The following is a 25,364-nucleotide window of genomic DNA, read 5'->3' as shown; positions in this document are numbered from 1 at the left end:
GCGCCTCAGTAGCGCAGGGCCGCCGCGACCCGGCCGTGCTCCTTGAGCGAGTCGTCCGCGACGAAGACCACGTCCGCGCCGCTGTCCAGCGCCGACTCGACCAGCTCGTCCACGATGTCCTCGCGGACGTCCTCGTCCGTCAGATCCGCGTTGTCCCCGACCGGCTTCAGGTGCTCCCGGTCGACCCGGACCGTCTGCTGGTAGTGCTCCTCCACCGCCACCAGACCGGCGCGGCCCTCACGCACGGCGGCCCACACCTCGTCCAGCCCGCCGGCGAAGGTCTTGCGCCCGCGCGCCTCGTCCAGCTTTCCGTCGATCTCCGCCGCGAACCGCTTCCGCCGGGCCTCCAGGGCCGGGCGCAGCTCGGTCAGCAGATCCCCGGGCCCCGAGTTCTCGGCCGGAGCGCCCTTGGTGACCCGGCCCGCCGAGCCCTTCGCGCTCTCGCCGACCTCGTCGAACAGGGCGAGCGCCGGGGCGAGCCCGACCAGGTACAGCGGCCGGGGGTCGGTGGCCAGGACGGCGCGCAGCTTCTCGTCCACATCGCGCAGGAAGTTGCGGGTGTCCTCGTTGGTGAAGTTGCTCGGCGTGTCGCCGATCCGCTCCTCGCGCTGCGGGTTGGGGTCCCAGTGCGGGGCCTTCAGCGGGAAGCCGCCGATGTGCGCCTCCTGCGCGGAGTCGGCCGTGCCGCTGTAGAGGGCGGCGTGGTCGGACGACACGGTGAGCGCCCAGAAGGGCTGGGCCTGCGCCTTCGCGGCGACGAGGTTGCGGGTCAGGTAGCTGTCGCTCAGCACCACCCGTTCGGGTGCGGTACGCGGCAGCCGCCAGATCCGGTACTCGTCGGCCGTCGCCAGGAGCACCAGCGCGTCCAGGGCCCGGCGCTGATCGAGTTCGCCCACCGCACGGTCGAGCTGCTGCCTGATCGCGGTGCGTGCCTCGCGGGTGACCGCCGGGTCCGCCTCCAGCCTGCTGGCCGCCTCGGAGAGCAGGTTGCGCAGCCGCACGGCGTCCTGGGCGTTGTCCGGGGCGCGCCGGTGGGTCGGCATGGTCAGGGACAGGGCCGGATAGGGCTTGGCCGCGCGCAGCTCCTGCAGCAGGCCGGCGGTCAGAGCGTCCGTGTCCATCAGTTCCCTCCCGGGGAATTACGCGCACGGCGTGCGGAGCGGGTGATTCAACGAGTCAATTCATACCTTTTGATCATAATATGGGCGAGTTGGTCATTCCGGGCACGGGAGTCCCGCTTCCCGCGCCCCTTCAGTAGACGGAGCGTTTGTGAACCGGACCAGCCCCGTGCGGCGCGCCCTCGGTGGCCGCGCCGCCCGCAGCCTGACCCCCGCCGTGCTCGCCGCGGTGCTCGTCGCCGGTGTCGCCGCCTGCGGCAGCTCCGACACCTCGTCGCCCGGCACGGCGCGCAGCACGCGCACGCTGTCCGCCGCGCCGTCGGCGAGCCCCAGCCCGACCCCGAGCGAGCGCTCCCAGGCGGACTTCGCGGCCTCGGTCTCCGCCGAGGAGGAGCGCAGCCGGCAGAAGGCGGAAGCCACTCTCAAGGGCGTCGAGGGCAAGGGCGACGCCATCGACGACGTCTCCGTCAGCGGCCTTCCGGTCGAACCGTCGGAGCGGTTCCGCAGCGCCCTGGTGCGGGTGACCAACCGCACCGACAAGGAGGCCTTCTACGCGGTGCGCGTGGAGTTCGTCGACGCGTCGGGCAAGGTGCTGGACTCCGTGGTGCTCGGCTTCTCCGACACCCCGCCCGGCCGCACCGTCAGTGAGCACGCGAACAGCCGCAAGGCCGCGGGCGTCAAGACGTTCCCCCGGATCGCCCAGGCGCAGCGGGGCTGACGCCGGGGCGACCGGGCAGGGCCGCCCCCGTCACCAGATGGCTTCCACCCATTCGGGGTGGTCGATGAACGGGTTCCGGTTGTGCTGGTACTGGTCGAATATGACGTCGTTGCGCCGCTTCTCGAAGGAGTCCGGCGGGTCCTGCTCGCTCCAGGTCTTCAGTACCGAGAGCCGGCCGATGTTCGGGGCGGAGCCGTTCGACACGCTGTCGTTGGGCTCCAGATCGGCGAACGAGTCGTCGCCCTCGTAACGCACCGCCATGTAGAGGATCATGCGCGCCACATCGCCCTTGACGGCGTCGCGCGGCTCGAAGGAGTCGCTGTCGGTGTAGTTGCCCGGCGCGCCGCTCACCGCGCTGCCGCCGTTGTCGAAGTCCTTGTTGCCGCGCGTGGAGTTGACCTGGACGTCCGAGGGGCGCAGGTGGTGGATGTCGGTACCGGGGCCGGTGGCCGTGCCGAAGTTGCCGTGGGACTTGGCCCAGACGTGCTCGCGGTTCCACTGGCCGACGCTGCCGCCGTTGTTGCTCTTGGGCTCGGAGCGGCCCGTGTACAGCTCGATCACGTTCGAGGGGTTGGCGGGGTCCTCGTCGGTGTCCTTCAGGGCGTCCCACACCTGGCTGTAGGTGATCTTGCTCTGGTCGCTGATGATCGTGTGCAGTGCGCTCTTGAGCGCGGTTCCGGTCTTGCCGACCGCGTCCTGGTAGTAGGTGTCGTCCAGCGGGGCGAGCGGGGCGGCGGCGGTGGACGGTGCGGCCGGGGCCGGTGCGGCCGCGGCGGTTCCGGTGAGCACCGCGAGTACGGCGAGCGCGGCGGGCAGGGAGCGCCGCGGGTGAAGGTGGTGACGACGGGACATGTGGGGTGTCCTCTCCGGGAAAACACACACCGCGGCGCCGTCACGAGGTGGGGGGCGGCTCCGCGGTGGTCGTGTTCGCTATGTGGTGAACGGAGCCTTCCATGCGGACCGTGACGATGTGTGAACGCGTCGTATCTATCATGTGCAGGTCAAGTGAGGGCCCGGAGTCCCCTCCCCGGCCACCGCACGGCACCGGATGCGGGCCCGGCGGCGGAGGACGAGAATGACGGGAAGGACAAGGAGGCGGCATGAGCGACGAGTCCGAATCCGTATCCAGTACCCGGGGCGTGACCCCGGACGCCCTTCTGCACACCGGCGCCAGCGACGATCCCTCGGCGGAGGACCTGGTGCTCGCATCGGGGCGCGACCTGACACCGCAGAGCCTCGAGTGGGCGCGGCGCACCCTGGCCAGGGAGGGCCGGGCGGCCCTCGACAAGCGACTGCCGTAGGCGGCGGAGCGGCGCGGCGGCCTGCGGCAGCCGCGCCACCCACGGGTGTACGGGCGCCGGCCCCGCTCGGTTAGCCTGAACGCACAATGAACCGTTTGACGACGTCAGGGGCCGGTTACGACCTCGCCCGCTACCCCGAGGACCCCCGCGACCCCTTCCGTGCCTGGGACGCGGCCGACGCCTACCTGCTCCAGCATCTGGAGGGGGCCGACGGGGCGGATCCGGTGGACCTCTCCGGGCGCCTCGTCGTGGTCGGGGACCGCTGGGGCGCGCTGAGCACGGTGCTGGCCGCCCACCGCCCCGTGCAGATCAGCGACTCCTTCCTCGCGCAGCGGGCGACCGGGGCGAACCTGCGGCGCAACGGCGCGGCCGCGGACGCCGTGCGCCTGCTGTCCTCGCGCGACACCCCGCCGGACCGCGTCGACGTGCTCCTCGTACGGGTGCCCAAGAGCCTCGCGTTCCTGGAGGACCAGCTGCACCGGCTGGCGCCCGCCGTGCATGCCGGCACCGTCGTCGTCGGCACCGGCATGGTCAAGGAGATCCACACCTCCACGCTCAGCCTCTTCGAGCGGATCATCGGCCCCACCCGCACCTCCCTCGCGGTCCGCAAGGCCCGGCTCATCCACTGCACGCCCGACCCGGCCCTGCCTCGCACCCCCAGCCCCTGGCCCCTGCGCTACGCGCTGCCCGACGACGCCGGAGCGGTAGCCGGCCGCACCGTCACCAACCACGCCGGGATCTTCTGCGCCGACCGGCTCGACATCGGCACCCGCTTCTTCCTGAAGCACCTGCCGGCCCGCAGCGGCCCCGACCGGGTCGTCGACCTCGGCTGCGGCAACGGCGTCGTCGGCCTCGCCGCCGCACTCGCCAACCCCGACGCCACGCTCACCTTCATCGACGAGTCCCATCAGGCCGTCGCCTCCGCCGAGGAAACCTTCCGGGCCAACACCGGCCCCGGAGCCCGCGCCCGCTTCGTCGTCGGTGACGGCCTCGCCGGCGCCGAGCCCGGCAGTGCGGACCTGGTCCTGAACAACCCGCCCTTCCACTCCCACCAGGCCACGACGGACGCCACCGCCCGGAACATGTTCCACGGGGCGCGTCGCGCGCTGCGCCAGGGCGGCGAGCTCTGGGTGGTCGCCAACCGGCACCTCGGCCACCACACCGCCCTGCGCCGCGTCTTCGGCAACTGCGCCACGGTGGCGGGGGACCCGAAGTTCGTCGTGCTGCGCGCCGTCAAACGCTGACCCGCGCACCGCGGGGCCGTACCCCTTCCGGATTCTTGCAACACGTTCTACTGTGTGCGCCGCCGCACACGGGCGACGCGACCGCGAGCATCCTGGAGGGGCCGTGCACCTCGAATACACGCCGCAGCAGCAGGAGTTGCGCGCCGAACTGCGTACGTACTTCGCCGCCCTGGTCCCCGACAACGCCTACGCCCGCTATGGGGACCCGGCCGCCCAGAAGCGCTTCTACCGGCAGACGATCAGGCGCCTGGGCGCCGACGGCTGGCTCGGCGTCGGCTGGCCCACCGAGTACGGCGGGCGGGGCCTGTCGCCGATGGAGCAGTTCATCTTCTTCGACGAGGCGGCCCAGGCGGGCGTACCCCTGCCGCTGATGGCCCTCAACACCGTCGGCCCGACGATCATGCACTTCGGCACCGACGAACAGAAGGCCGCCTTCCTGCCCGGGATCCTGGCCGGTGAGACCGACTTCGCGATCGGCTACAGCGAACCCGGCGCGGGCACCGACCTCGCCGCCCTCAAGACCCGGGCAGTCCGCGACGGCGACAGCTACGTCGTCAACGGGCAGAAGATCTGGACGACCAACGGCGACACCGCCGACTGGGTCTGGCTCGCCGCCCGCACCGACCCGGACGCCCCGGCCCACAAGGGCATCACCATGCTCCTCGTCCCGACCTCCGACCCCGGCTACTCCTGCACCATCATCAACACGCTCGCCTCGCACGACACCACCGCCAGCTACTACGAGAACATCCGCGTCCCCGTCTCCCACCGGGTCGGCGAGGAGAACAAGGGCTGGCGCCTCATCACCAACCAGCTCAACCACGAACGCGTCACGCTCGCCGCCCACGGCACCATGGCCATCCGCGCCCTGCACGACGTGCGCCGCTGGGCCGCCGGGACCCGCCTCGGCGACGGCCGCCGCGTCATCGACCTCGGCTGGGTCCGCACCCGCCTCGCCCGCACCCACGCCCGGCTCGACGCGATGAAACTCCTCAACTGGCAGATGGTCTCCGCCGTCCAGCACCAGACCCTGACCCCCCAGGACGCCTCCGCCGTCAAGGTCTACGGCTCCGAGGCACGCCGGGACGCCTATGCCTGGCTCCTTGAGGTCGTCGGCTCCGCCGGCCCCCTCAAGGAGGGCTCGGCCGGCGCCGTGCTGCACGGCGAACTCGAACGCGGCTATCGCTCCGCCGTCATCTTCACCTTCGGCGGCGGCAACAACGAGATCCAGCGGGAGATCATCTCCTGGATCGGCCTCGGGATGCCGCGCGTACGGCGCTGAGGCGGTGTGACGCGGTACCCGTTCCTGACGGGGCGGCGCGGGCCCGGCGCATCGGTCCCGCCTCAAAGGAAATCCGGTGGACCCTTCGCCGTGGGCCAGGCACAATTCCCCGGCAACCGGGGCGAGGGGAAGCTTGTTTGGACGTGTTCGTGTGTGCCGGGTGCGGTACGGAGCTGACGGCGCCGGTGTCCCGGGTGGCCCTCCCGGTCCATACCCACCACGGGGGATGGGAGGAGCTCCACCCTCCGCTGATGGAGCCGGCGACGTACGCCGTCGACCCCCTGCCCACCGGACCGCCGTGGCGGTTGTGGGAGGAGGTCGGAGAGGACGCGGCTGCCCGGCAGGGTGTGTACGCGCCGGTGCGCTCCGTCTCCTTCGGCGCGCGGAACAGGATCGTCATCGCCCCCGGCGACTCCCGGTCCATGGCCCTGATACCCGAGAAGTGCGAGGGCTACTGCCGGGGTGTGGACGGCCGGGCCGGCCCCAACCTGGCGTGCGAGGGGTGCGGGCGGGCCGTGGCGACCCGCATGGACGACTGTGGACTGTGGCAGACGGTATGGCTGGAGCCCGGCGCGGTCGTACGCCGCACCTCCGCGCTTCCCGACGGTCCGCCTCCCGGCTGGGACGAGGTGGAGCGCGCCGGGCACCGCGTCCCACCCGTCGAATCCGACGGGTCGTGGAGCCGCCGCTGGGAGGCGGCGGTCGGGGTCGCGCTGGCCCACCTCGTGGCGGCCACCGGGGGCCGCCACGTGATCCTTCCCACGGGCCCCGTCGCCGAGCTGCTCGGCCACGCGGTCGGCCGGTACCTGCCGGCCGGTCCCGATGCGCGTTGTGCCGGGCTGGCCGGCCCGGGAATCCGCACACCCCGGCCCCGTCCCGACGTCCTCCTCGTACCCCGCCACCCCCTCACGGGTACACCCTGGCGCCCACCCGGCGACGACGCGCCCGTCGTGCCGCTGGACAGCGGGGTCTGGGCCTACCTCGCCCACCCGGGTGAGACCTCACCGATCCCCGCGACGGGGGTGCTTCCGGACGGTGTCCTGCGTGACGAGTACCCGCTGCCGCCGCGCCCCTGGCGCCCGCTGACGCCTCACCACCACGCCTTCGAGGACACCCTGGCCGGGCTGCCCGCCGTACGCGCCCCCCGGCTGCGCGGGTATCACGGCGGGTACCGGTCATGAGCCCTCATCCACCGCGGGCAGCGGTTCCCGGGCCGCGTGCCAGGCGGGCGGGAGCGCGGCCACGCCCGTGCGAGCGGCGATCACCCCGCCGGCGATGGCACAGGTGGTGTCGATGTCGCCGCGTCCCTCCACGGTGAACCACAGGCCCTCCTCCAGACCGTCCAGGTGCCCCGCCGCGCACCAGAGGGCGAAGGGGACGGTGTCGGGCCCGGACATCCGGTAGCCGGAGCCCAGGACCTCCGCGGCATGCCGCAGCGAGGTACGGGCCGGCATCCGCGCCGCGACCCGCACCCCCGACCGGACATCGCTGTCGGGCAGCCGAGCGGCGACCTCCTGGAGGAAGTCCGCACGGGCCGGGGCAGGTCCGCCCCGGCTGCGCGTGGCCAGCGCCGCCGCGAGGGCCACCGCCACCGCTCCGGCGACCGCCTCCGGGTGGTGGTGCGAGACCTCGCTCTGGCGGGCGGCCTGCTCGGCGGCCGTGTCGAGGTCGGCGGCGTGCCAGGCGCCGAGCGGGGCGACACGCATCGCCGCGCCGTTGCCCCAGGAGCCCATCCCTTCGAACTGCCCGGTCACCACGTCCCGCCACGGCTCGCCCGCGCCGACCCGGCGGAGCACGTCGTGCATCGATGCGCCGTAGCCGCGGTGCGAGTCGGCGGCGTACGCCTCGGCGAGACGCAGCGCGAAGCGGTCCTGGTCGACGGTGCCGGCGCCCTCGGCGAGTTCACGGACGAGAACGATCGCCTGGGCGGTGTCGTCGCTCCACTGCCACACCGGCTCCTGGGGCGGGATCCGTGCCGCCAGGGGCTCCGGGCCCTCGCGGCGCAGGATGCCGAACCAGCGGTCGCCGAAGGCGTCACCGAAGGCGAGCCCGGAGAGCGAATCCAGCGCGGGGACAGGCGGGTTGGTCATCGGAGCAGTATGACAAGGCGGGGTCCCCGGCCGGGCCGCCGGCTCCGGTCGGCCCGCTTCGGCGCGCCGGGCCGAGGCGGCCGCCGCGGCGCCCCGGGACAGCGGGGCGCGGCGCGCCGGCCCGAGCACACCGGCCTCAGCCCCACCACCGTCCGCCACCGCCGCGACACCGGCCAGGCGCCCACCGCCGGCCTGACGCCCCCGTCGTACGGGTGCCCACCGGGCGCGCCCCCGGCCACACTGGGGGCATCCGGCGGATCGCCCCCGGACCGCCGCCGAGCCGGAGGTACCCGCACATGACGCAAGCCGACCCCGGGCTCTTCGGCCCCGCATCGGTCACCTGGCAGCTGCACGGCGACCCGATGATGTGGGTGGCCGGTGTGCGCGCCCTGTACCTCCAGGCGCTCCACCCGCTCGCGGTGCGCGGGGTCATGCAGAACTCCGACTTCCGCGAGGACGCCTGGGGCCGGCTCATGCGCACGGCGGGCTTCGTCGGCACCATCACCTACGGCACCACCGAAGCCGCCGAGAAGGCGGGCGCCCGGGTCCGGAGGATCCACCGGCACCTGAAGGCCACCGACCCGGCGACCGGGCGCACCTACGGCGTCGACGAGCCCGAGCTACTGCTGTGGGTGCACTGCGCCGAGGCGGATTCCTACCTCCAGGTCCTGCGCCGCTCCGGCTACCCGCTCACCGGCCGGCAGGCCGACCAGTACATCGACGAACACCGCCGCGGCGCCCGCCTCGTCGGCCTCGACCCGGACCGGGTGCCCGCGACGACCGCGCAGCTGGCCGCCTACTTCGCCCGCGTACGACCGTGCCTCGCCCGGACGCCGGAGGCGAGGGACGTCGACAGCTTTCTGCGCACGCCGCCCGTCCACCCCCTGCTCGTCCCCGCACGGGCCCTGCTGTGGCGGCGTGTCGCGACGCTCGCCTACCAGTCGCTGCCCCCGTTCGCGCAGGAGCTGTACGGCCGCCCCGCGCCGCCGCCGGCCGCCGTCGACCGGCGCCTGCGGGCCGCCGGCACAGTCCTGCGGGCCGTCCCCGCGCGGCTGCGTTGGCGGCTTCCGCCAGGTCACATCATGAACGCGATGGCGCGGCTCGGACCCGGCAGCCGCCCCACCCCGTACACACTGAAGAGGCAGGCAGCCATACTGGACGCTCCGGGGAGGGCGCGGCGACAGCAGGCGGAATGACGGGGGCGGCAACAGGGATGGCGGAAACCAGGCTGATCCAGAGCCGGTACCGGCTGCTCGACCTGATCGGGCGCGGCGGCATGGGCGAGGTGTGGCGCGCCCGCGACGAATCGCTGGGCCGCCAGGTCGCCGTCAAATGCCTGAAGCCGATGAGCCCCCAGCACGACGAGGACTTCAACCGCATCGTGCGCGAACGCTTCCGCCGCGAGGCCCGGGTCGCCGCGGCCCTCCAGCACCGGGGCGTCACCGTCGTCCACGACTTCGGCGAGTACGAAGGCGTGCTCTACCTCGTGATGGAGCTTCTGGACGGCCGCAACCTCAGCCAGCTCCTGGCGGACAACGAGCAGCACCCGCTGCCCGTCGACGACATCGTCGACATCGCCGAACAGGTCGCCGACGCCCTCGGCTACACCCACCAGCAGGGCATCGTCCACCGCGACCTCAAGCCCGCCAACATCATGCGGCTGTCCGACGGGACGGTGAAGATCTGCGACTTCGGCATAGCGAGGCCCGGCCACGGCATCCCCGTCACCTCCCGGCTCACCGGCGTCGGCGTCGCCATGGGCACCCCGCACTACATGTCGCCCGAGCAGATCATCGGCGGCCAGGTCGACCACCGCAGCGACCTGTACTCGCTGGGCTGCGTGCTGTACGAGATCGCGACCGGGGCCCCGCCCTTCGACCTGGAGGACTCCTGGGGCATCCTCGTCGGCCACCGCGACACGCAGCCCGAGCCGCCGCGCTCGCACCGCGCCGAACTGCCCGGGTTCTTCGACCGGGTCGTCCTGGACCTGCTCGCCAAGACCCCGGACGAGCGGCCGGCCGACGCCCACGACCTGCGCCGCCGCATCGCGGTGGGCCGCACCGGAGAGCACCCCTCCCTGGAGCCGACCGGCCAGGTGCCGCTCGCCCCGCCCGTCCCCGTGCCGCTCCCCGGCCGGCCACCCGCCGCACCGCCGCCCCCCGCATGGGCGCGGCGGATCACCGGGGGCCTCAAGGCGACGGGCACGGCGAACCCGGCCCCGGCCGGGCCCTCGGAGGCCCTGACCCGCGCCTGGACCACCGGCAGCGGCACCGGTCCACGCCCCGACCCCGCGCAGCCCGCCGCGCACGGCACCCTCGCCGGCCGCTACGAGCTGGAGACGAAACCGAGCCGCAAGGCGCGGGCGCAGGACGCGCTGAGCGAGTTCGGCCGGATCGCCGAGGCCCGCGAACGCACCCTGGGCCCCGACCACACGCAGACCGTCGCCGCCCGGCAGCAGATGGCGTACGCGCTGGGCCGGCTCGGCCGCCACGACGAGGCCCACGAACTGCACGCGGCCGTCCTCGTGTCGAGTGAGCGTGCGATGGGACCCGAGCACCCCGACACCCTGCGCTGCCGCCACAACCTGGCCTTCAGCCTCAGCAGGCTGGGACGCCTGGAGGACTCGTACCGCATGGCCCGGGACGTGGCGGCGGCCCGCGCCCGGGTGCTGGGCGCCGGCCACCCCGACACCCTGGTCACCCTCTACGAGGTCGGTTACGCGCTCGGGCGGCTCGGCCGGTGGACGGAGGCCCTGCACACCTACCGGCAGGTCGCCGACGCGCGGACCCGGCTGCTGGGCGCCGACCACCCGGACACCCTCGCCACCCGCTACGAGGTCGGCATCAGCCTCGGGCGGCTCGGCCGCAGCGCCGACGCGCTGGAGCTGTACCGCGCGCTCGTCGCCGACCGCACCCGGGCAGGCGGCCCGGACGATCCGGAAACCCTGCGCGCCCGCCACGGACTGGGCGTCAACCTCGGCCGGCTGGGCCGCTGGGACGAGGCCCTGGCCGAGGCGCAGGCGGTGTGCGCGGCCAGGGAACGCGTTCTGGGCGCCGACCACCCCGACACGCTCGTCAGCCGCCGCGAGGTCGCCGTCGCGCTCGGCTGGCTGAGCCGGTGGACGGAGGCCCTGCACACCTACCGGCAGGTCGCCGACGCGCGGACCCGGCTGCTCGGACCCGGCCACCCCGACACGCTCGCCGGCCGCGACGACGAGGCGCACTGCCTCGAACAGCTCGGCCGCGCCCACGAGGCGGCCGGCCTCTACCGCGAGGTGGCGGCGCTCCGGCAGCAGCGCGGCCAGCCGCCGCCCTGACCGGCGCCCACTCTGGCCGGGCCGCCCCCGCCGTGCTACCAAGGGGCATGACCGTACGGGACAGCTATGACGCGGTGATCGTGGGCGGCGGCCACAACGGCCTGGTCGCGGCGGCCTATCTGGCCCGCGCCGGACAGACCGTCCTCCTCCTGGAACGGCTCGCCGCCACCGGGGGCGCGGCCGTCTCGACCCGCCCCTTCGCGGGTGTCGACGCCAGGCTCTCGCGCTACTCCTACCTGGTGTCGCTGCTGCCGCGGAAGATCGTCCGCGATCTCGGCCTGGACTTCGCCGTACGCAAGCGGACCGTCTCCTCCTACACCCCGGCCGTCCGCGACGGGCGCCCCACCGGGCTGCTCGTCGGCGGCGACCGCACCCGCGACTCGTTCGCCGCGCTCACCGGATCCGACCGGGAGTACACGGCGTGGCAGCGCTTCTACGCGATGACCGGGCGGGTCGCCGAGCGCGTCTTCCCGACCCTGACCGAACCGCTGCCCGCCCGTGACGCGCTGCGCGAGCGGATCGGGGACGCGGACGCCTGGCGCACGCTGTTCGAGGAGCCCATCGGCGTCGCCGTCGAGAAGCACTTCCGGGACGATCTCGTACGCGGCGTCGTGCTCACCGACGCCCTGATCGGCACCTTCGCCGACGCCCACGACCCCTCGCTGCTCCAGAACCGCTGCTTCCTCTACCACGTGATCGGCGGCGGCACCGGCGACTGGGACGTCCCGGTCGGCGGCATGGGCGCGCTCACCGACGCGCTCGCCGGAGCCGCCCGGACCGCCGGCGCACGGATCAGGACCGGGCACGAGGCGGTCCGCATCGACACCGACGGGACGCGCGCCGAAGTGACGGTACGGACGGACGGCGGCGAACACACCGTCGGCGCCCGCCGGGTCCTGGTCAACGCCTCCCCGCAGGCCCTCGCCGCCCTGCTCGGCGACGAGCCGCCCGAGCAGCCCGAAGGCGCCCAGCTGAAGGTGAACATGCTGCTCACCCGGCTGCCCGGGCTCCGCGACCGGTCCGTCGACCCGCGCGAGGCGTTCGCCGGTACGTTCCACATCGCCGAGGGGTACGGGCAGCTCGCCTCCGCCCACCGGGACGCGGCGGCCGGCCGGCTGCCCGCCGCGCCGCCCTCGGAGATCTACTGCCACTCGCTGACGGACCCCTCCATCCTCGGCCCGGACCTCGCCGCCCGCGGCTACCAGACCCTCACCCTCTTCGGCCTGCACACCCCCGCCCGCCTCTTCGCCGCGGACAACGAGGGCGCCCGCGCCGCCCTGCTCCGGGCCACCCTCGCCGAACTCGACGCCCACCTGGAGGAGCCGGTCGCCGACTGCCTGGCGCTCGACGCCGACGGCGAGCCCTGCATCGAGGCGAAGACCCCCCTCGACCTCGAACGCGACCTGCGGCTGCCCGGCGGCCACATCTTCCACCGCGACCTCGCCTTCCCGTACGCCACGGAGGCGACGGGCCGCTGGGGTGTGGAGACCGCGCACCCCAACGTCCTGCTGTGCGGGGCGGGCGCGGTCCGCGGCGGCGGGGTGAGCGGCGTCCCCGGCCACAACGCCGCGATGGCGGCACTCGGCCGCTGAACCGGGCGCCCGCGGACCGGCGACGTACCGCGGTGTGCCCCGGCGCCCGCAGACCGGAGGAACACATGTCCACACGCTGGAGTCTGACCATCGACTGCGCGCACCCCGCGCGTCTCGCGCGGTTCTGGGCGCTCGCCCTGGGGTACGCGCCGAAGCCCCCGCCGGAGGGCTTCGGCAGCTGGGAGGAGTGGTTCGCGCACTTCGGCGTCCCCGAGGAGGAGTGGGACGACGGCGCCTACCTGGCGGACCCGGACGGCCGGGGGCCGGCCCTGTCCTTCCTCAAGGTGCCCGAGGCGAAGGCCGGGAAGAACCGCCTGCACCTGGACGTGCAGGCGGGCGGCGGCCGTGACGTGCCGTGGGAGGTGCGGTGGCCGCGCGTGCGGGAGGCGCTGGCGCGGCTGACCGCCGCCGGGGCGACGGTCCTGGGGGAGTACGAGGCCCAAGGCAGGCCCGACCACTACGTGCTGACGGACCCGGAGGGCAACGAGTTCTGCCTGCTCTGAGTTCCGGATCCGGTGCGTACGCGGGGCGGCCCGGCCCATCCGCCCCGCGTACGCGGCCCTCGCCGGTGTCAGTCGGCGGAGGGGGCCCACCCGTCGGCCTCGATGCGGCGGGCGTCCGGCGACCTGGTCTCGTCGAAGACCGTACGGCTGCCGTCCTCGACCCGGATGGCGTCCACATACGCCCCCCGGCCCACGTACAGCTGGTCGGTGGTGTAGCGCCACCTGAGGTGGACCCGGGCGCCGCGCCAGTCACCGAGGCCGGCTTCGAGGCGGTGCCAGACCCGGCCCGACCAGCCGGAGAGCGAGCCCTCCGGATGCGGCTCGGGCCGCGGGTGCCGCCCCTGCCCGGTGGGGGTGGTGGTGAACGGGACCGGCTGCCAGGTGGCCCCGGCGTCCGTGGACGCCTCCAGGAGGAGGAAGTCCGAGTCGGGTTCGGTGTCCCACCACAGCGCACAGCTCAGCCGGGCGCGCGAGGAGGTGAGCGCCAGCGGCGGCAGCGCCAGGGTCGCGGTGGCGGCGCCGGCCATCCCGGAGAACCAGGCCGTACGGCCGCGGTCCGGCCGGACCGCGACGGCCCGCGCCATCTGGTTGGCGGTGGCGACGCGCGGCGCGCTGCCGGAGCGCCAGTTGCGCACCGGGTGCACCGAGTTGCCCAGGACGATCAGGAACGAGTCCGTGCTCGGGTCCAGGACCAGGCTGGTCCCGGTGAAGCCGGTGTGACCGGCCGTCCGGGGCGTGGCCATGGCGCCCATGTACCAGTGCTGGTAGAGCTCGAAGCCCAGGCCGTGCGCGTCACCGGGGAACGCCGTGTTGAAGTCGGTGAACAGCAGGTCGACCGATTCGGCGGAGAGGACGCGGGCCCGCCCGTAGACCCCGCCGTTGAGCAGGGTGCGCGCGAGGACCGCCAGGTCCCAGGCGCACGAGAACACCCCGGCATGACCGGCGACCCCGTCCAGGCTGTACGCGTTCTCGTCGTGCACCTCGCCCCAGACCAGGCCGCGTTCCAGGCCGGACCAGGGCAGCCTGGCGTCCTCGGTGGCGGCGATCTTCGGCTTCCAGGAGGCGGGCGGGTTGTACCGGGTGCGCTGCATACCGAGCGGAGCGGTGATCCGTTCGCGCAGCAGTACGTCCAGGGACCGGCCGGTCAGCTTCTCCAGCACCAGCTGGAGCGAGATCAGGTTGAGGTCGGAGTAGAGGTACACCGTGCCGGGCGGGTTCGCCGGCACCTCGTTCCACAGGAGTTCGAGCTTGCCCTCCCGGGTCGGCGCGTCGTAGAGCGGAATCCACGCGGTGAACCCGGAGGTGTGCGTGAGCAGCTGACGGATCGTGATGTCCTGCTTGCCGCCGCCCGCGAAGTCCGGCAGGTAGGAGGCGACCGTCGCCTCCAGCTCCAGCGTGCCCCGCTCGATCTGCTGCACGGCCAGGATCGAGGTGAACAGCTTCGAGACCGACGCCAGGTCGAAGACCGTGTCCTCGGCCATGGCGATCTGCTGGTCCGCCGGGAACTCCACCCCCGTGTCGGTGGTCTCGTCGTACGCCGAATAGCGCACCGCCTTGCCGATCGGCCGGTGCAGCGCCACCGTCCCGCCCCGGCCCGCGAGCAGCACCGCGCCCGCGTACCACGGGTGTGCCGGTGAGTCGGCGAGGTAGCGCTCCGCCTCGGTGACCAGCTGGTCGAGCGGTTCCTGAAGCAGGCCCGCGCGGGCGGCGGAGCCGCGCCGCAGGGTCGGCCGGGCGCCGTGCCCCGACCCGGTTCCCGCGCTCATGTCCGCCCCCGCTCCCGGCTCCGTGGCAGACGCCGTGCCCGCGAACGGGATGGGCGCCAGGGCGAGTGCTCCGCCCAGGGCCAGCATCCCACCCCCCAGCCGCCGCCGGCTGATGCCCTCGCCCGCCGTGTCCTGCGTCATCCGCAACCCCTTCCCACTGCCTGAAAGTAACTTTCTAAATATCTTCCGAGCATGAAACTTCCTGCCGAGGCAGAGGGTACTGTCAGCGCCCGCCGTCCCGTAGGGGCCGGAGCCACAAAGAATCTGACACTGCATCAGAAAATCTCTTCCCTCGGTCGCCGTACTGCGGCATCCTGCCGCCCATGGAGACGGAGCTGAGCCAACAACTGGGGATCGAGCACGCCATCTTCGGCTTCACGCCGTTCCCCGCGGTGGCCGCGGCCATCACCCGGGCCGGGGGATTCGGTGTGCTCGGCGCGGTCCGCTACACCGCCCCCGACGACCTCGCACGCGACCTCGACTGGATGCAGGAACACACCGACGGCAAGCCCTACGGACTCGACGTCGTCATGCCCGCCAAGAAGGTGGAGGGGGTGAGCGAGGCCGAGGTGGAGGCGATGATCCCGCCCGGTCACCGGCAGTTCGTCCAGGAGACCCTGGCCGCACACGGCGTGCCCGCGCTCGCCGAGGGAGAGGCATCCGGCTGGCGCATCACGGGCTGGATGGAGGAAGTCGCCCGCAACCAGCTCGACGTGGCCTTCGACTACCCCATCGGACTCCTCGCCAACGCGCTCGGTTCACCGCCCGCCGACGTCGTCGCCCGCGCCCACGACCGCGGCGTCCGCGTCGCCGCCCTCGCCGGAAGCGCCCGGCACGCCCGCCACCACGCGGACGCCGGCATCGACATCGTCGTCGCCCAGGGCTACGAGGCGGGCGGCCACACCGGCGAGATCGCCTCCATGGTCCTCGTCCCGGACGTGGTCGACGCGGTCGGACCGCTCCCTGTCCTCGCGGCCGGCGGTATCGGCAGCGGCGAGCAGATGGCCGCCGGACTGGCACTCGGCGCCCAGGGCGTCTGGCTCGGCTCCCTCTGGCTCACCACCGAGGAGGCCGATCTGCACTCCCGGGCGCTGACCGCCAAGCTCCTCGCCGCCGGCTCGGGCGACACCGTCCGCTCCCGCGCCCTGACCGGCAAACCCGCACGCCAGCTGCGTACCGAGTGGACGGACGCCTGGGACGACCCGGCCGGGCCCGGCACGCTGCCCATGCCGCTCCAGGGCCTCCTGGTCGCCGAGGCCCTCTCCCGTATCCAGAAGTACGAGACACCGGCCCTGCTCGGCACCCCGGTCGGCCAGATCGTCGGCCGGATGAACACCGAACGCCCGGTGCAGGCCGTCTTCGACGACCTGACCCGCGGCTTCGAACGTGCCGTGGACCGGATCAACCGCATCGCCGGACGGAGCGCCTCATGAACCAGCCGCCCAACGGCTTCTGGGCCCAGGCCACCGCCGATCCCGGCCGCACCGTCCTGACCGCGCCCGACGGGGAGGACTGGACGGCGGGCCGGCTGCACGCCGAGGCCAACCGCATGGTCCACGGACTGCGCGCGGCGGGCCTGGCGGAGGGGGACGCCTTCGCCGTGGTGCTGCCCAACGGCGTCGAGTTCTTCACCGCCTACCTGGCCGCCACCCAGGCCGGTTTCTACCTCGTTCCCGTCAACCACCACCTGGTCGGCCCCGAGATCGCCTGGATCGTCGCCGACTCCGGCGCCAAGGTGCTCATCGCCCACGAACGCTTCGCCGAGGCCGCGACCGCCGCCGCCGACGAGGCGAAGCTGCCCGCGAGCCACCGCTACGGGGTCGGCACCGTCGACGGATTCCGCCCGTACGCCGAACTGCTGGCCGACCGGCCCGCAACACCCCCGCAGGGCCGCACGCTCGGCTGGGTCATGAACTACACCTCGGGCACCACCGGCCGCCCGCGCGGCATCCGCAGGCCGCTGCCCGGCAGACTGCCCGAGGAGAGCCACCTCGGCGGATTCCTCGGAATCTTCGGCATCAAACCCTTCGACGGCAACGTCCACCTCGTCTGCTCGCCGCTCTACCACACCGCCGTCCTCCAGTTCGCCGGAGCGGCCCTGCACATCGGCCACCCCCTCGTCCTGATGGACAAGTGGACGCCCGAGGGCATGCTGCACGCGATGGACACCCACCGCTGCACCCACACCCATATGGTCCCCACCCAGTTCCACCGCCTCCTCGCCCTGCCCGAAGGGGTCCGCGCGCGCTACGACGTGACGGCGATGCGGCACGCCATCCACGGCGCCGCCCCCTGCCCCGACCACGTCAAACGCGCGATGATCGACTGGTGGGGCCGGTGCGTCGAGGAGTACTACGCGGCGAGCGAGGGCGGCGGAGCCTTCGCCACCGCCGACGACTGGCTGAAGAGGCCCGGGACCGTCGGCAGGGCCTGGCCGATCAGCGAACTCGCCGTCTTCGACGACGAGGGAAACCGCCTGGGACCGGGTGAACTGGGCACCGTCTACCTGAAGATGAGCACCGGAGGCTTCAGCTACCACAAGGACGAGGGCAAGACCAGGAAGAACCGCATCGGCGACTTCTTCACCGTCGGCGACCTCGGTCTCCTGGACGAGGACGGCTACCTCTTCCTCCGCGACCGCAAGATCGACATGATCATCTCGGGCGGCGTCAACATCTACCCCGCCGAGATCGAGAGCGCCCTGCTGACCCATCCCGCCGTCGCCGACGCCGCCGTCTTCGGTATCCCCCACCCCGACTGGGGCGAGCAGGTCCGGGCCGTGGTCGAGACCGCCGAGGGGTACGAGGCGGACGACGCGCTCGCCGACGCGATCCTCGGCCACTGCGCCGGGCTGCTCGCCGGATACAAACGCCCCAGGAGCCTCGGCTTCATCACCACCATGCCGCGCGACCCCAACGGCAAGCTCTACAAACGCCGGCTGCGCGCACCGTACTGGGAGGACAACGGCTGACCCCCACCGGGCCCGCCGACGGCGCCGATGGGATCAAGACCCTTGACCGACGGGCCCCGGCCGCACAGGATCACGCCATGACCGGTGTACGCAGCAGCACAGTCGACGGAGTCGTGACCCGCAGCGCACGGCGCACCCCCGAGCGCACCGCCCTGCGGTACGCCGGACGGACCTGGACCTACCGCGAGCTCGACGAGGCCGTCGGCACCGCGGCCGCGGCCCTGACCGAGGGGCACGGGCTGCGCCCGGGGGACCGGGTCGCCTCCTACGCCCACAACTCCGACGTGTACCTGATCGCCTTCCTCGCCTGCGCGCGGGCCGGGCTCGTCCACGTGCCGGTCAACCAGAACCTCACCGGCGACGACCTGGCGTACATCCTCGGCCAGTCCGGCAGCTCCCTGGTCCTCACCGACCCGGACCTGGCCGCCCGGGTCCCCGACGGGTTCACCGTGCGGCCGCTGCGCGACGACGAGGGCTCACTGCTGGCCGAACTCGGCACCCCGCGCCCCTTCGTCCCCACGCACGAGCCGGCCGCGGACGACCTGGTCCAGCTGCTGTACACCTCGGGGACCACCGCGCTCCCCAAGGGGGCGATGATGACGCACGGCGCCCTCGTCCACGAGTACGTCAGCGCCGTCACCGCTCTCGACCTGCGGGCCGGCGACCGGCCCGTGCACGCGCTGCCGCTCTACCACTCGGCACAGATGCACGTCTTCCTGCTGCCGTATCTGGCGGTGGGCGCCGAGAACACGGTCCTCGACGCGCCGGACGCGGGCCGCGTCTTCGATCTGGTGGAGTCCGGGCAGGCCGACAGCCTCTTCGCCCCGCCCACCGTGTGGATCGCCCTGGCCAACCACCCCGAGTTCACCGCCCGCGACCTCGGCGGCCTGCGCAAGGCGTACTACGGGGCGTCGATCATGCCCGTCCCCGTGCTGGAACGGCTCCGCGACCGGCTGCCGGACCTCGCCTTCTACAACTGCTTCGGCCAGAGCGAGATCGGCCCGCTGGCCCTCGTCCTCGGACCGGACGAGCACGAGGGCCGGATGGACTCCTGCGGCCGGCCCGTCCTCTTCGTCGAGGCCAAGGTGGTCGACGAGGACGGCAAGGACGTCCCCGACGGCACCGCCGGCGAGGTGGCCTACCGCTCGCCCCAGCTGTGCGGCGGCTACTGGGACAAGCCCGAGGAGAGCGCCGAGGCGTTCCGCGACGGCTGGTTCCACTCCGGCGACCTGGCCGTCCGGGACGCGGAGGGCTACTTCACCGTGGTCGACCGGGTGAAGGACGTCATCAACTCCGGTGGCGTCCTCGTGGCCTCCCGGCAGGTCGAGGACGCCCTCTACACCCACCCCGCCGTCGCCGAGACAGCCGTCGTCGGGCTGCCCGACGAGCGCTGGATCGAGGCGGTCACCGCCGTCGTCGTCCTGCGGGAGGCGGCGACCGAGGACGAGCTGATCGCACACGCCCGCGAGCGGCTCGCCCACTTCAAGGCCCCGAAGCGGATCCTGTTCGTGGACGGCCTCCCGCGCAACGCCAGCGGCAAGATCCTCAAGAGGGAACTGCGCGACCGCTTCGCCGCCGACAGGCCCTAGCCGCGGACGAGGCCGACCCCGACGTGGAAGCTGTCGCTGAACTCACGGCGCTCCGGGGCGGGCGTGCCCCGGTGCCACTGCGGGGCGGTCACCAGACCCGGTTCGACCAGGTCGAGCCCCTCGAAGAACCGGGCGACCTCCACGCGCGTACGGGGCCGCAGGGTGATCCCGCTGGAGGTGTAGCGGTCGGTCTTGTCCTCGTCGGCGGTGAGGAATTCCCTGGTGAAATGGGAGAGCACCAGGCAGCTGCCGGCCGGCAGCGCGTCCAGCAGGGCGCGCGTGATGCCGTACGGGTCGTCCTCGTCGGGGACGAAGTGCATGAGGGCGATGAGGGACAGCGCCACCGGCCGTTCGAAGTCCAGCACGGTACGGGCGTGTTCGAGGATCCTCCCCGGCTCGCGCACATCGGCTTCCACGTAGTCGGTGGCCCCTTCCGGGGTGCTGACGAGCAGCGCCTCGGCGTGCCGCAGGACGATCGGGTCGTTGTCCGTGTAGACGACCCGGGCCGCCGGGTTGACCTCCTGGACGATCTGGTGGAGGTTCGGCTGCGTCGGGATGCCGGTGCCGATGTCGAGGAACTGGTCGATGCCCGAGCGCACCGCCCAGCCGGCCGCCCGCTGCATGAACGCCCGGTTCTGCGCGACACCGGCCTTCGCCACGGGCGGCATCTGCTCGCCCAGCCGCTGGTCGACGGGGTAGTGGTCCTTGCCGCCCAGGAGGTAGTCGTAGACGCGGGCCGGGTGCGGCCTGCTGGTGTCGACCGGGGTGTTGGCCGGGCCTGCCGTCATGGGGAGCTCCAGAGTCTTCTGCGGGGAGAACACGCACTGCGAGCGCGCGGGCCGCACGCACCTCCCCTGCGGACAACAACGGCCACTTGACCTCATCCTGCCACAGCAACCCATGGTCCCATCAGGGGAGTTGTCCCCGCACCGCCGGGGGAGGGCAGGGGAGCGGGGCGGTCAGCCTCCCGGCCGTTCCCGCTCGTCCACGATCCGCCGGAACTTGCCCACCGACCTCTCCAGCGTCTCCGGGTCGAGGATCTCGACGCCGACCGACACCCCGATCCCGTCCTTGACCGCCGCCGCGACGGCGGCCGCGGCCTCCGCCCGCTGCCGAGGTGTCGCCTCCGGCCGGGCCTCCGCACGCACCGTCAGCACATCGAGCCTTCCTTCACGGGTCAGCCGCAGCTGGAAATGCGGCGACACCCCGGGCGTGCGCAGCACGATCTCCTCGATCTGGGTGGGGAAGAGGTTGACCCCGCGCAGGATCACCAGGTCGTCGCTGCGGCCGGTGACCTTCTCCATGCGCCGGAACACCCGGGCCGTACCGGGCAGCAGCCGGGTCAGGTCCCGTGTCCGGTACCGGACCACCGGCATGGCCTCCTTGGTGAGCGAGGTGAACACCAGCTCCCCCTTCTCCCCGTCGGGCAGCACCTCCCCGGTGAACGGGTCGACCACCTCCGGATAGAAGTGGTCCTCCCAGATGTGCAGCCCGTCCTTCGTCTCCACGCACTCCTGCGCCACCCCGGGACCCATCACCTCCGAGAGCCCGTAGATGTCGACCGCGTCGATCGCGAACCGCTCCTCGATCTCGCGCCGCATCTCCTGCGTCCACGGCTCGGCCCCGAAGATCCCCGCCTTCAGCGAGGTCGACCGGGGATCGACACCCTGCCGCTCGAACTCGTCGAGGATGGTCAGCATGTACGAGGGTGTCACCATGATGATGTCGGGCCTGAAGTCCTGGATCAGCTGGACCTGACGGGATGTCATGCCACCGGACGCGGGAATCACCGTGCAGCCGAGCCGCTCCGCCCCGTAGTGGGCCCCGAGACCGCCGGTGAACAGCCCGTACCCGTAGGCCACATGGACCTTGTGTCCGGGGCGCCCGCCCGCCGCCCGGATGGAACGGGCCACCACGTCCGCCCAGGTGTCCAGGTCCTTCGCCGTGTAGCCGACGACCGTCGGGCGGCCCGTCGTCCCGCTGGAGGCGTGGACGCGGCGCACCCGGTCCTCGGGCACCGCGAACATCCCGAACGGATAGTTGTCCCGCAGGTCGGCCTTGGTGGTGAACGGGAAACGGGCCAGATCGGCGAGCGAGCGGCAGTCCTCCGGCCGCAGCCCCGCCCGGTCGAACGCCGCCCGGTAGTGGCCGACGTTCTCGTACGCGTGCCGCAGCGTGGCCCGCAGCCGTTCCAGCTGAAGCTCCTCCAGCCCGGCGCGGCTCATCCGTTCCGCCGCGTCCAGCAGAGCCGTCATGCGGGCCTCCTCGTTCCGTGCGCACCGTGCGGACGACCGATCATTCGGTCGACTCCTCCGGGAGCAGTAATTCAGGATCTTCCACCGCCTGGCAAGAGGGGTGACCCATCTCGCCCGCCCACCCGGATACGCCCGTACCGAACACGGCTGCATCACCCGGACGGCCCTGTTTGGATGGGCCCATGCCGACCTTCCACACGTACGACGGAACCGAGCTGGCCTACCACCTCATGGGCGAGGGCGCCCCGCTGGTCTGCCTGCCCGGCGGTGCCATGCGGGCGAGTGCCTACCTCGGAAGTCTCGGCGGGCTCGCCGCCCGGCGGCAGCTGGTCCTCCTGGACCTGCGGGGCACCGGGGACTCCGCCGCGCCCGAGGACCCGGCCACCTACCGCTGCGACCGGCTCGTCGCGGACGTCGAGGCGCTGCGCGTCCACCTCGGCCTGGAACGTGTCGACCTGCTCGCTCATTCCGCGGCCGCCGACCTCGCCGCGCTCTACGCCGCCCGGCACCCGGACCGGCTGCGCAGCCTCGTCCTCGTCACCCCCACCACACGCGCCGCCGGCCTCCCCCTCGCCGGGCGCGAGGCCCGCGAGGTGGCCGCGCTGCGCAGCGCGCAGCCCTGGTACGCGGAGGCGCGCGCGGCCCTGGAGGAGATCTGGGCGGGGCGGCTGACGGACGAACTGCGCGCCGGGGCCCGGCCGTTCATGTACGGGCGCTGGGACGCTGCGGCGCGGGAACACGCCGCCGCTTCGCCCCCGCAGATCAACGCCGAGGCGGCCGTGCGCTATACGGGCGAAGGCGCCTTCGACCCGGCCGCGACCGTCCCCGTCCTGCGCGAGCTGGCGGCACCCGTCCTCGTCCTGGCCGGAGAGTACGACCACCTCACCCCGCCCGACCGGGCCGCCGAGCTGGCCGCGCTCTTCCCGCACGCGGAGTTCGCCGTGCAGCGCGGCGCCGCGCACTTCCCGTGGATCGACGACCCGGGGGCGTTCGTCCGTACGGTCACGGCGTTCCTGGACCCCGAGGTCCACAGCGTGCGGGCCGGCGGGGTCCGTCTCGCCTACCGGGTGTGGGGCGACCCGGCGGCCCCGCCCGTCGTCCTCGTCCACGGCCGGTGCGGCGACAGCACCACGTGGACGCACATCGGTGCCCGGCTGGCCGCCACCCACCGCGTGTACGCCTTCGACCTCCGCGGCCACGGGCTCAGCGACTGGCCCGGCCGCTACTCCTTCGAGCTGTTCCGCGACGACCTGCACGGCTTCCTGGAAGCCCGCAACCTCGCCGGTGCCACCGTCGTCGGGCACTCCATGGGCGGTGCGGCCGCCTATCTCCTCGCCGAGCGGCAGCCCGGACTGATCGGCCGCCTGGTCATCGAGGAGGCGCCGCCGCCCCTCCCGCTCGACCCGCCGCGCCCGGTGCCCGAACGGCCCGGCGGGGAGCTGGACTTCGACTGGCCGATCGTGCCGTCCACCGACGCCCAGCTGAACGAACCCGACCCGGCGGGCCGCGAACTCCTGGGCGCCATCACCGCCCCCACCCTCGTCATCGGCGGCGGCCCGAGGAGCCGGATCGCCCAGGAGGACCTGGCCTGGATGGCCCGCCGGATCCCGGGCGCCGAACTCGTCACCATCGACGCGGGCCATCTCGTACACACCGAACGACCGGAGGAATTCCTCGCGGCTCTCCGGTCGTTCGGTGTCTGAGTCAAGGGGCCGGCGCCACCTCAGTCCCGGTGCAGCAGCGTCGCCAGGACTTCGTGCAGCGTCGCCTCGGCGTCCTCGACCCCCGCCTCGGCACGCCAGGCGACGAAGCCGTCGGGGCGTACCAGGACCGCGCCGTCCGGCTGCGTCCCGTGCGCCTCCGCCCAGTCCACTCCGTCCTCGGGCTCCAGGTCCCCGCCAGGACCGGTCCCGATGCCGAACGCGGCCAGCCGCACGCCGAGCCGGTCACCGACCCGGGCCGCGGCCCGCCGCCACACCGTGTCCGCGCCATCGGTGAGCAGCACGAACGAGCGCTCGTACAGATCGAGGGTCGAGATCCGCTCGCCGGCCCGCCGCACCCACAGGTGCGGCGCCCTGCTGCCCGGGTCGCCCGCCAGCCGCATCCCCTCGGGGACGACCGGCTGCTCGGGGGAGACGCCCAGCACCGCGCCCCGCACGTAGCGGTAGCCCAGCGCCACGTTCAGCATCCCGCCCCGCTTGCCGCCGCCCACCGACGGCGGCGGCGCGTAGCCGGGATGGCTGTGCTCCTCCGACCGGGCCGACGCGCGCGCACTGGTCGCCCGCGCCACCGGCAGCCGCTCCTCCCCGTACGTCTCCAGCAGCCCCCGGCCCGCCTCGCCACGCAGTACGGCGGCCAGCTTCCACGCCAGGTTGTGCGCGTCCTGGATGCCGGTGTTGGAGCCGAACGCCCCGGTGGGCGACATCTCGTGCGCCGAGTCACCGGCCAGGAACACCCGGCCCCGTGAATACCGCTCGGCCACCCGCTCCGCCGCGTGCCACGGCGCCTTGCCGGTGATCTCCACATCGATGTCCTGGGCGCCCACCGCCGTACGGATGTGGCGGACGCACCGTTCGTCCGTGAAGTCCTCCAGCGTCTCGCCGCGGCCGGGCTGCCACGGGGCGTGGAACACCCACTCCCGCTCGTTGTCCACCGGCAGCAGCGCCCCCTCCGCCTCCGGGTTGGTCAGGTAGCAGACGATGAAGCGCCGGTCGCCCAGTACCTCGGCCAGAGCGCGCGAACGGAAGGTGACGCTCACGTTGTGGAACAGGTCGCCGGCCCCCGAACGGCCGATGCGCAACTGCTCACGGACCGGGCTGCGCGGCCCGTCCGCCGCGATCAGGTAGTCCGCCCGCACCGTCGTGTGCTCGCCCGTCGCGCGGTTCTTGAGCGTCGCCGACACACCCGAGGCGTCCGGGTCGAACGACATCATCTCGGTGGAGAACCGCAGGTCACCGCCCTGCTCCCGGGCCCGCTCCAGCAGGACGGGCTCCAGGTCGTTCTGACTGCACAGACACCAGCCCGTCGGGCTGAAACGCGCCAGCGTCCCGCCCGGGTCGATCTGCTTGAACAGCCACTCCTGATCGTCCCCGGTCAGCGAGCCGGCCTGGAGAATCCCGTGGTTCTCCGCCAGCACCGAAGCGGCCGCCCGGATCCCCGGCTCCACACCCGCCCTGCGGAACACCTCCATCGTGCGGACGTTGTTGCCACGGCCGCGCGGATGGGTCGAGGTGGCGGCGTGCTTCTCGACCAGCAGGTGCTCGACGCCGAGCCGACCGAGGAAAAGGGACGCGGACAGGCCCACCAGCGAGCCGCCCACGATGAGGACCGGTACATGGAGGTCGACGTTCTCGTTCATCAGTTGCTCCAGCTCCGACGCCGTACAGATGCACTGTCCATGCCCGGGTCCGGGCCGTGTCGGAGCGCTTGGGGCGCCTGCTCACCTGAACGGTTCATAAATCTCGCGTCAGGCGGACCAGCGTTTCACGATCGGTCACGGAGACGACGCCCTCGCATCGGGGCGGGCCGTGCGCGATCGCCGGGAGACTCCCCGTTCCGATTCCCCTCGGCAGCCGACGGCTCCCCACCGGTCCGGCCCGCTCTCCCCGCGTCAGTGCCA

20 protein-coding genes are annotated in these 25,364 nt (G+C 73.1%); 13 read left to right on the top strand and 7 right to left on the bottom strand.

The window, feature by feature from the left end:
* Nucleotides 1-5: 5 nt before the first annotated feature.
* Nucleotides 6-1,121, bottom strand: coding sequence for a baeRF3 domain-containing protein (locus tag P8A18_RS01120; RefSeq protein WP_306050862.1), 1,116 nt, complete (start codon nt 1,119-1,121; stop codon nt 6-8).
* 148 nt (nt 1,122-1,269) lie between these two features.
* On the opposite strand from P8A18_RS01120, the gene P8A18_RS01115 reads away from it, so the two are divergent.
* Nucleotides 1,270-1,836, top strand: coding sequence for a hypothetical protein (locus tag P8A18_RS01115; protein WP_306050860.1), 567 nt, complete (start codon nt 1,270-1,272; stop codon nt 1,834-1,836).
* Nucleotides 1,837-1,866: 30 nt separating this feature from the next.
* Here P8A18_RS01115 and P8A18_RS01110 read toward each other — a convergent pair whose 3' ends face one another.
* A complete protein-coding gene (locus P8A18_RS01110) occupies nt 1,867-2,688 on the bottom strand; it encodes an endonuclease I family protein (protein ID WP_306050858.1) in 822 nt (273 codons plus the stop codon).
* A gap of 248 nt (nt 2,689-2,936) precedes the next feature.
* Here P8A18_RS01110 and P8A18_RS01105 point away from each other — a divergent pair, with 248 nt between their 5' ends.
* The 4 genes from P8A18_RS01105 to P8A18_RS01090 all read left to right on the top strand — a co-directional run bounded on the left by P8A18_RS01105 (nt 2,937) and on the right by P8A18_RS01090 (nt 6,844).
* A complete protein-coding gene (locus P8A18_RS01105) occupies nt 2,937-3,137 on the top strand; it encodes a hypothetical protein (RefSeq protein ID WP_306050856.1) in 201 nt (66 codons plus the stop codon).
* 86 nt (nt 3,138-3,223) lie between these two features.
* Nucleotides 3,224-4,381 (top strand): methyltransferase, encoded by a 1,158-nt coding sequence (locus P8A18_RS01100; protein ID WP_306050853.1) that lies wholly within the window; start codon nt 3,224-3,226, stop codon nt 4,379-4,381.
* A 103-nt stretch (nt 4,382-4,484) separates the two neighbouring features.
* A complete protein-coding gene (locus P8A18_RS01095) occupies nt 4,485-5,663 on the top strand; it encodes an acyl-CoA dehydrogenase family protein (protein ID WP_306050850.1) in 1,179 nt (392 codons plus the stop codon).
* A gap of 137 nt (nt 5,664-5,800) precedes the next feature.
* On the top strand, nt 5,801-6,844 hold the full coding sequence (locus P8A18_RS01090) for a hypothetical protein (RefSeq protein WP_306050848.1): 1,044 nt from the start codon (nt 5,801-5,803) through the stop codon (nt 6,842-6,844).
* On the opposite strand, the gene P8A18_RS01085 is transcribed toward P8A18_RS01090, so the two are convergent.
* Nucleotides 6,839-7,753, bottom strand: a complete 915-nt coding sequence (locus P8A18_RS01085; protein WP_306050844.1) for an ADP-ribosylglycohydrolase family protein — start codon at nt 7,751-7,753, stop codon at nt 6,839-6,841. The genes P8A18_RS01090 and P8A18_RS01085 overlap by 6 nt on opposite strands.
* Before the next feature lie 296 nt (nt 7,754-8,049).
* Between P8A18_RS01085 and P8A18_RS01080 the strand changes: the two genes are divergently transcribed.
* The 4 genes from P8A18_RS01080 to P8A18_RS01065 all read left to right on the top strand — a co-directional run bounded on the left by P8A18_RS01080 (nt 8,050) and on the right by P8A18_RS01065 (nt 13,164).
* Entirely contained in the window at nt 8,050-8,949 is a 900-nt protein-coding gene (locus P8A18_RS01080; protein ID WP_306050842.1) for an oxygenase MpaB family protein, read from the top strand.
* Between the two features lie 17 nt (nt 8,950-8,966).
* A complete protein-coding gene (locus P8A18_RS01075) occupies nt 8,967-11,069 on the top strand; it encodes a serine/threonine-protein kinase (RefSeq protein ID WP_306050839.1) in 2,103 nt (700 codons plus the stop codon).
* A gap of 47 nt (nt 11,070-11,116) precedes the next feature.
* Nucleotides 11,117-12,661 (top strand): phytoene desaturase family protein, encoded by a 1,545-nt coding sequence (locus tag P8A18_RS01070; RefSeq protein ID WP_306050837.1) that lies wholly within the window; start codon nt 11,117-11,119, stop codon nt 12,659-12,661.
* Between the two features lie 65 nt (nt 12,662-12,726).
* Nucleotides 12,727-13,164 carry a VOC family protein gene (locus P8A18_RS01065; protein ID WP_306050836.1) on the top strand — a complete coding sequence of 146 codons (438 nt, stop codon included), beginning with the start codon at nt 12,727-12,729 and terminating at the stop codon, nt 13,162-13,164.
* Between the two features lie 68 nt (nt 13,165-13,232).
* Here P8A18_RS01065 and P8A18_RS01060 read toward each other — a convergent pair whose 3' ends face one another.
* On the bottom strand, nt 13,233-15,071 hold the full coding sequence (locus tag P8A18_RS01060) for a serine hydrolase domain-containing protein (protein ID WP_306050835.1): 1,839 nt from the start codon (nt 15,069-15,071) through the stop codon (nt 13,233-13,235).
* A 182-nt stretch (nt 15,072-15,253) separates the two neighbouring features.
* Between P8A18_RS01060 and P8A18_RS01055 the strand changes: the two genes are divergently transcribed.
* From P8A18_RS01055 to P8A18_RS01045, 3 genes are all read left to right on the top strand, one after another.
* Entirely contained in the window at nt 15,254-16,363 is a 1,110-nt protein-coding gene (locus P8A18_RS01055) for an NAD(P)H-dependent flavin oxidoreductase (protein WP_306050833.1), read from the top strand.
* On the top strand, nt 16,360-17,901 hold the full coding sequence (locus P8A18_RS01050; protein ID WP_306050831.1) for an acyl-CoA synthetase: 1,542 nt from the start codon (nt 16,360-16,362) through the stop codon (nt 17,899-17,901). Before P8A18_RS01055 ends, P8A18_RS01050 begins: the two co-directional genes overlap by 4 nt.
* Before the next feature lie 77 nt (nt 17,902-17,978).
* A complete protein-coding gene (locus P8A18_RS01045; protein WP_306050830.1) occupies nt 17,979-19,490 on the top strand; it encodes an acyl-CoA synthetase in 1,512 nt (503 codons plus the stop codon).
* On the opposite strand, the gene P8A18_RS01040 is transcribed toward P8A18_RS01045, so the two are convergent.
* Entirely contained in the window at nt 19,487-20,278 is a 792-nt protein-coding gene (locus tag P8A18_RS01040) for an SAM-dependent methyltransferase (protein ID WP_306050828.1), read from the bottom strand. The two genes, P8A18_RS01045 and P8A18_RS01040, sit on opposite strands and share 4 nt — an antisense overlap.
* A 171-nt stretch (nt 20,279-20,449) precedes the next feature.
* Nucleotides 20,450-21,745, bottom strand: coding sequence for a phenylacetate--CoA ligase PaaK (gene paaK / locus P8A18_RS01035; protein WP_306050826.1), 1,296 nt, complete (start codon nt 21,743-21,745; stop codon nt 20,450-20,452).
* Between the two features lie 182 nt (nt 21,746-21,927).
* Here paaK and P8A18_RS01030 point away from each other — a divergent pair, with 182 nt between their 5' ends.
* Entirely contained in the window at nt 21,928-23,448 is a 1,521-nt protein-coding gene (locus P8A18_RS01030) for an alpha/beta fold hydrolase (protein WP_306050823.1), read from the top strand.
* Between the two features lie 20 nt (nt 23,449-23,468).
* On the opposite strand, the gene P8A18_RS01025 is transcribed toward P8A18_RS01030, so the two are convergent.
* Nucleotides 23,469-25,103, bottom strand: coding sequence for an FAD-dependent oxidoreductase (locus P8A18_RS01025; RefSeq protein ID WP_306050821.1), 1,635 nt, complete (start codon nt 25,101-25,103; stop codon nt 23,469-23,471).
* Nucleotides 25,104-25,364: the final 261 nt, after the last annotated feature.

The sequence above is a fragment of the Streptomyces sp. Mut1 genome (genome assembly GCF_030719295.1).
Lineage (GTDB): Bacteria > Actinomycetota > Actinomycetes > Streptomycetales > Streptomycetaceae > Streptomyces > Streptomyces castrisilvae.
Note: the sequence above shows the minus strand (reverse complement) of the source record. Positions and strands in the feature narration are given on the sequence as shown.